Genomic DNA, 6,522 nt, shown 5'->3' on the forward strand with positions numbered 1-6,522 from the left:
GGCTCGGGGGGCGAGGTGCCCATCGGGACGGGGACGACCTCCTCGGTGGCCAGGTCGACGTTGGCGAAGTACTGGCGGTAGGCGCGGTTCCAGCCCGCGTAGTCGGCGGTGTCGGCGCCGGGCGGGGCCATCAGGTAGCACTTCATCGTGACGACGTCCTCGGGGCGCAGGCCGGCCGCCTCCAGGTTGTCCACGATGTTGCGCAGGACGACCAGGGCCTGTGCCTCGGTGACGGTGACGCCCCGCGCGCCTTCGGTGAGGGAAGGGTCGGTGTAGCGCTCGGGCGAGCCGGCGGGCGCCGACGGGTTGAGGGCGGTGGGGCCGAGGCCGCTGGAGGCGTACGTCGCGACCTGGCCGCCGAGGGCGACGCCGTTGGATATGGCCGGGTTGGTGTTGCCCTCGGGCAGCATGACCCGGACCTCGGTGGGGCGGGGCCGCCACCAGCCGTTCGCCTCGGCGAGGGTGGCGCCGCCGACCAGGAGGAGGCTGGTGGTGGCGAGTGCGGTCAACGTCCTGGTGCGCGTGGCGGTCATGCGGACAGCGTCCTCTCGTGGATCTCGGTGACGACCTTGCGGGCCGAGGTGAACGCGCCGTGCTGCCAGGCGATGGCGTGGCTGAGCCAGTCGCCGGCGAAGTAGACGTGCCCGGCCGGCTGGTTGAGCAGCCGGTACTCGGGTCCGGTCTGGGAGGGCCAGCCGACCCAGCCCGCCTCGATGAACGGCGTGCGGTGCCAGGCCACGCTGAACGAACGGTCCACTTCCGAGCGGTACTTCTCGCCGTGTATCCGGACACCCCGGTCGAGGGCCCGCGCGAGCCGCGCCTCGTGGCCGAGGCGGCTGTAGGCGAGCGCGTTGTCGCCGAAGTTGTAGTAGCCGATGACGGTGCCGCGGCGGCCGTGGAAGCCGTAGGACGGGTACCAGATGGTGGAGAGGTCGAGGTCGGTGTTGGTGATGCCGCCGTAGACGTGCTCGTCCAACTCCCACCAGCGGCGGCGGTACTCGAGGCCGATCTTGCCGACCGGCGTGGGCGTGGGGTGGCGGAGCGCCGCGCTGACGTCGTCGCCCAGGTTGTGCCGGACGCGGGCCATGACCATGGGCGGGATGGCGGCGACCACGAAGTCCGCGGTCTCGGTGCGGACCCGGCCGCGGCCGTCCCGCCAGGTGACCTCGGCGCCGTCGTCGCGGTTGGTGACGGCCGTGACCTCGGCGCCGTAGGTGAGGCGGCGGCGGCCTGTCGCCTCGGCGAGGGCGCGCGGTATCGCGTCCATGCCACCCACCGGCTGGAACATGAGCATGGCCTGGTCGTAGCCGAACTCGAACGAGAAGCGGGTGCCGAGGCCGCTGGCGATCACGTCGGACATGGACGGCACGGGTCCGAGGACGGTGCCCGACTCCAGGCCGGCGCCGGGCTCCACGGAGTAGCCGCGGCGGTTGCCGCCCGTGTAGGTCCATCCGTCGGAGCGGCCGTTGATGGCGCCGAAGTTCCGCAGGAAGGAGAGGAGGCGTTCCTTGTCGTCGGCGGTGAGTTCGGCGTCGAGCGAGCCCTGGTCGGTGGCCTTCGCGAGGAGCTCCGAGACGTAGCCGTAGACGTCCGCCTTGGCGGTGCGCCACCGCACGGGCCGGCCGGCCAGGGCGCCGGGGACGTTCTCGTGGTGGAGGTAGGCGTTGGCGTTCTGGTTGGTGAACACCTCCAGCTGGACGCCGAGTTCGCGGCAGTAGTCGAGCGTGACGTGGGACTGGGGGAGCCGCGCGGGGCCGGCGTTCATGTACTGGCCGTCGGAGAACGCGGCGCGCTGGGTGCGGCCGTCGAGGTCGGTCTCGGCGGTGCCGCCGCGGACGGTCCAGTTGCGGCCGCCCGGGCGGTCCTTGGCCTCCAGGACGCGGCAGTCGTAGCCGGCCTTGCCCAACTCGTAGGCGGCGGCCAGGCCGGCGATGCCGGCGCCGAGTATCAGGACCTTCTTCGCGGCCCGGCCGCCGAGGGTGAAGTCGCCGCGCGACGGCGGGCGGTACGCCTCGGCGCGGGCGTCGGGGACGGGGGCGAGTCCGAGGGCGCCCATGGTGGAGTAGAGCACTCCGGCACCACCGGCGACTCCGACGGATCTCAGGAAGTCGCGACGCGACGCTGCCACTGCCATCTTGCCTCCTCTGGGGCGCGACTCGCGGCGGCGGTCGGCCCAGGGGACGCTCGGGCGCCGGAGTCGCGTGGTGCGTGAACGATCCGGTCGTACCGGGTGGTTACGGGTGTGACCGGCGTGCCCCACGAGGGTCCGGCGGCGCTGTTTCCGACGAATACCAGGGCGGTATCCGTGTTGCGCCGGATTGCCTACCGAAGAGTTCCGTGAACCGAACTGTTCACGGGTGGCCGTTGAGCGAGACTGACCGTCGCTGTTCGCCTTCCGACCGGGTGAGGAGGGTGAGGTCGGAGCTGGTCGCGATGGCGAGGGTGTGGCCCGAGGGGGAGAAGCCGGCGGTGCGGAGGGCGGTGCCGGTGATGTGGTGGATGTGCCACCAACAGCCGCCGGCCGGGCCGTGGCAGAGGCCGCCGTCGGTGGAGAGCAGCACGCGCTGGTGGGGCCAGTCGGGGCTGACGACGTCGAGGGTCCAGCCGTCGAGGGTGGTCGCGTGGAGGCCGCCGCCGAAGAGGCCGGCTATGCGGACCTGGATGCCGGCGAGTGGCCCGAGGCCCGGGCAGGTGAGGTAGGGGCCCGTGGGGTCGCAGATGTCGGGGTCGGGAGCGCGGTCCCGGGCCAGGAGGGTGCCGTCGGTGGCGTCCAGCACGCCGTGGCCGTCCTGGGAGACCACCATCACCAGGTCGCGGCCGGTGGCGGGGTCGGCCGTGAAGCCGATGCCGAGCAGGCCGCCGATGGGGATGGTCGGGCCGGGACGGAAGACCGGTCGCCACGGGGACGGTGCCGCACAGACCGACGCGGAGAGAAAACGCTCGCGCAACTGAAGCTGGTAGTCGGTGAACATGGCGCTCCATCCCCAGCAGGGTGTGAGGGAGACGTTACGGTCCGTCCGTCCTCCGCGCCAGGTCCCACCCACCTCGGGATTTCCGCCGACGCTGAAGTCCTCCGCCCGAGCGGCGTGCGGTGGTGGGCCGGCTCGGCCGGCGATGTGCGCTTTGATGGTGGATGGCTACCAGAAAGGCACCGTTCACCTTGGCGCAGCCTTGCGCGGCGACAGTCGGTATATGAAGTTGAGGCTGCGGCCGGGAAGCGTCGCGCGGGCGGAGGATCTGTTGACCGCCTGCGTTCGGGAGTGCGCCGCGTATGTGGCCACCGGGCCCGAGGACAGGAAGCTGGTCGCGGCCGTCGGGTCGCTGGTCGTCGAGCACGCCGCCTACGAGCGGTCGGCCGACCGCGCCTTCGAGGCGCTGCTGGCCGTCGGACGGCAGGCCGTCGAGGCGGGCGAGGTGCGTCTCGCGCGCCGGGTCGCCGACACCACGGTGGCGCTCCGCAGCAGGTCGAAGGACGCCTGGCGGCTGCGTGGCCAGGCGCTGGAGGCGGACGGACGTGACCGCGAGGCGGTGGACGCGCACGAGCGGAGCCGGGCGCTGGCCGGTGAACGCGATCCCGAGCTGGTCACCCGCGGCGCCAGGACCATCGGCGTCAGCGACCTCCGCGGACAGCTGGCCGACCGCAGCGTGTGCGTGGTGGCCAACGGCGAGGGCCTGGCCGGCAGCGCGCTCGGCCCGGTGATAGACGACTACGACCTGGTGGTGCGGCTCGACTCGTTCCAGACGCATCCCGACGCCACCGGCCAGCGGGTCGACCTGCACGCCGTGTCCTGCCGCAGCGGCGGTCCCGGCTGGCGGCGGCCGGCCCGCACCCGGCTGGTCTTCGGTGAGGAGGCGACCGAGTGGCGGGAGGCGATCCGCAGCCGGCTGGTGCCGGGCGCCCAGTCGTACCTCGGCGACCGGTCGCTCAGCCGTCCCGTCAGTGACCCGGCGCTGATCGGCGAGAGCCGTTGGGCCAACGAGGCCAGCACCGGCTTCACCGTCGCCCGGCTGCTCGACCACCTCGACGTCTCCGCCCGGATCGACCTCGTCGGCTTCACCCTGCCGGGCCAGCTGCGGGCCGAGGAGCGTCAGTGGCTGCTGGCGCACGCCCGGGACACCGACGGCCTGCGGATCTCACTCCGGTAGGACCTGTCTGATGATTCCCGGTGGATCAGCGAGCGGCGCATGGCGCCCGTCTGGCAAGGCGCCGGATCGCAGCTCGTACTTGGCCGTACTCGCGCGATTCGGCAACGCCGCCAGGCGGGATGCCAGGCGGGATGCCAGGCGGCGCGAGCCCGCCGGGGATCGTCAGACAGGTCCTAGCCGTCCACCGCGCCTGGTCGAGGCCGCCGCCACCGTCGGCGGCGCCGCCACGGCCCGCTGCCGCCAGAGCCGGCCGAGCAGCGCCCGCTCCCTGGTGTGGAAGTCGGGCCCTGCCACGCCCCGGTCCGCCCGCTCGCGCAGCAGCGCGAGCGTGGTGGCGGCCGCCTGGTAGTCCGCGACCGTCCGCGCGCCCACCGGGCCGTGCCGCTCGCGGGCCAGCCGCCTGGACAGCGCGCGCGAACCGAGCGAGCCGAGCGCCGCCGGCTCCTCGGGCGACAGCCAGCCGGCGGTCGCGTACACCGGCAACGTGCGCCGGACGATGCGGAGTTGACGTTTCCGCGCGGTGTCGGCCAGCCAGCCGAGGCCGAGGAAGATCGGCACCATCAGCAGCCCGTAGACCGCGCCGAAGCCGAGGAACGACAGCGAGGTCGACGCGTTCCACACCGAGTGCAGCAGCATCGCGGCCGCCAGCCCGAGCAGCGGCAGGGAGAACCGCAGCGCGCGCCGGTCCGGCGCCACCACGGCGGCGAGCCCGAAGCCCAGGCCGGTCAGCGCCGTGAACATCGGATGCGCGAAGGGCGCCACCAGGATCCGCACCACGAAGGTGACCACCGTGGCCGAGTCCCACGGGGAGACCGGGCCCCACTCCACGTCCTGGTCGAAGGCGCTGCCCAGGTAGAGGATGTTCTCGGTGAACGCGAAGCCGGCCGCGCTCATCCCCGCCGTGACGAGGCCGGCGAGCACGCCGTTGAACGCCTCGGGCCGGTGCAGGAAGATCAGCAGGATCGCGCCCGCCTTGACCGTCTCCTCCACCACCGGCGCGATCACCGTCATCTCCAGCGTGTCGGCGTGCGACGGCGCGGGCGTGGCGGTGGACCCGCTGAGGGCCCGCACCAGCAGCCCGTTGGCGAACAGCGCGATCAGCGTCGCCACGCAGGCGCCCCAGCCGAACGCGAACGCCAGGGTGCGCGGCGGTTTGGGCAGCACGGCGTCGATCCACCGGAAGGTCAGCACCAGGACGGGCACCGGCAGCAGTGCGAGGCCGAGCCCCACGGCGAACCCCGCCCAGCCGGTCTCGCGCCCCACCAGGATCGCCGCCAACACCCCGCAGACGGCCAGCGGCACCGCGATGCCGGCCAGCGGGCGCAGGCGGGGAGCGCGGTCGCGTGGGGGGAGCGCAGGGGGCACCTCATGACTGTACGGCCTGGCGGTGACACACCAACAGGTCATCGGGCAACGGGAGTCGGCCGAACGGGGAACGACCGGGAGAACGGTCGGTGCCGCGCGACGGGCCGTCCGCTGGGGCCGTCCGCCGGGGCCGGCCGGCCGGGTGGTCAGCCGGGTGGTCAGCCGATCCGGCGGAAGAGCAGGTCACGCACCACGTGCCCCTTGGCCAGGCCCTGCCGTTCGAACCGGGTCACCGGACGCCCCGCCGCGCGGTCGGCGGCGAAGCCACCGGAGGGCGCGACGTTCACGAAGGACCGGCTGGTCGTGAGCACGTCCAGCATCTGCTCGGCGTACGGCTCCCAGTCGGTGGCGCAGTGCAGCACCCCGCCCTCGCGCAGCCGGGAGGCGGCCAGCTCCACGAACTCCGGCTGGACGATGCGCCGTTTGTGGTGCCGCTTCTTGGGCCAGGGGTCGGGGAAGAACACCCGGACGCCCTCCAGCGAGCCGGGGGCCAGCATCTCGCGGAGCAGGATGATGGCGTCGCCGTTGGCCACCCGCACGTTGGTCAGCCCCTCGCGCTCCGCGAGACGCAGCAGGTTGCCCTGCCCCGGGGTGTGCACGTCGATCGCCAGGATGCCGATGCCCGGGTCGGCGGCGGCCATCTCGACGGTGGCCTCCCCCATCCCGAAGCCGATCTCCAACACGACCGGCAGCCCGCCGAACAGCCTGGGCAGATCGAGCGGGGCGGCGCCGTCCACCTCGATGCCCCACCGCCGCCACAGCCGCAGCAGCGCCTGCCGCTGCGCCGGCGTCACGCGACTGCGGCGCGGCTGGAAACTACGGATCCGGCGCTCGTGGCGATCGCCCGCCGGATCGGCGGCAGGGCCGGCGCCGGGGGAGAACATGCTGGTGAGGTGCTTGTCGGTCACAGTGCATCCGATTTTACGGCGTTTTTGCCCGGGAACCGTAGCCCATCCGTGGGACGTCGGATCGGGTGACTCGTGTCGGGGGATCGAGGATCGGGGGGCCGTC

The 6,522-nt window shown here is 73.2% G+C and carries 6 protein-coding genes; 1 reads left to right on the forward strand and 5 read right to left on the reverse strand.

Features of this window, described 5'->3' with window-relative positions; translation table 11 throughout:
- From E1283_RS29315 to E1283_RS29325, 3 genes are all read right to left on the reverse strand, one after another.
- Positions 1–533, reverse strand: a 533-nt coding sequence (locus E1283_RS29315; protein WP_132821192.1) for a RidA family protein, incomplete at its 3' end; no start/stop codon positions are given.
- On the reverse strand, positions 530–2,134 hold the full coding sequence (locus E1283_RS29320; RefSeq protein ID WP_132821193.1) for a flavin monoamine oxidase family protein: 1,605 nt from the start codon (positions 2,132–2,134) through the stop codon (positions 530–532). The genes E1283_RS29320 and E1283_RS29315, both read right to left, overlap by 4 nt.
- A gap of 217 nt (positions 2,135–2,351) precedes the next feature.
- Entirely contained in the window at positions 2,352–2,972 is a 621-nt protein-coding gene (locus E1283_RS29325; RefSeq protein WP_132821194.1) for a hypothetical protein, read from the reverse strand.
- A 220-nt stretch (positions 2,973–3,192) separates the two neighbouring features.
- Here E1283_RS29325 and E1283_RS29330 point away from each other — a divergent pair, with 220 nt between their 5' ends.
- A complete protein-coding gene (locus E1283_RS29330) occupies positions 3,193–4,146 on the forward strand; it encodes a hypothetical protein (protein WP_132821195.1) in 954 nt (317 codons plus the stop codon).
- 162 nt (positions 4,147–4,308) lie between these two features.
- On the opposite strand, the gene E1283_RS29335 is transcribed toward E1283_RS29330, so the two are convergent.
- Both E1283_RS29335 and trmB read right to left on the reverse strand, forming a co-directional pair.
- Positions 4,309–5,511, reverse strand: coding sequence for a PrsW family intramembrane metalloprotease (locus E1283_RS29335; protein ID WP_165956292.1), 1,203 nt, complete (start codon positions 5,509–5,511; stop codon positions 4,309–4,311).
- A gap of 158 nt (positions 5,512–5,669) precedes the next feature.
- Complete coding sequence (trmB, locus tag E1283_RS29340; RefSeq protein ID WP_132821197.1) at positions 5,670–6,395, reverse strand: tRNA (guanosine(46)-N7)-methyltransferase TrmB; 726 nt, start codon at positions 6,393–6,395, stop codon at positions 5,670–5,672.
- Between the last annotated feature and the right edge of the window lie 127 nt (positions 6,396–6,522).

The organism is Streptomyces hainanensis, assembly GCF_004348415.1.
Classification (GTDB): Bacteria; Actinomycetota; Actinomycetes; order Streptomycetales; family Streptomycetaceae; genus Streptomyces; species Streptomyces hainanensis.

Coding starts and splice junctions, on each gene's coding strand:
- E1283_RS29325 (WP_132821194.1), bottom strand. CDS start 2,972: ATGTTCACCGACTACCAGCTTCAGTTGCGCGAGCGTTTTCTCTCCGCG.
- E1283_RS29330 (WP_132821195.1), top strand. CDS start 3,193: ATGAAGTTGAGGCTGCGGCCGGGAAGCGTCGCGCGGGCGGAGGATCTG.
- trmB (WP_132821197.1), bottom strand. CDS start 6,395: ATGTTCTCCCCCGGCGCCGGCCCTGCCGCCGATCCGGCGGGCGATCGC.
- E1283_RS29320 (WP_132821193.1), bottom strand. CDS start 2,134: ATGGCAGTGGCAGCGTCGCGTCGCGACTTCCTGAGATCCGTCGGAGTC.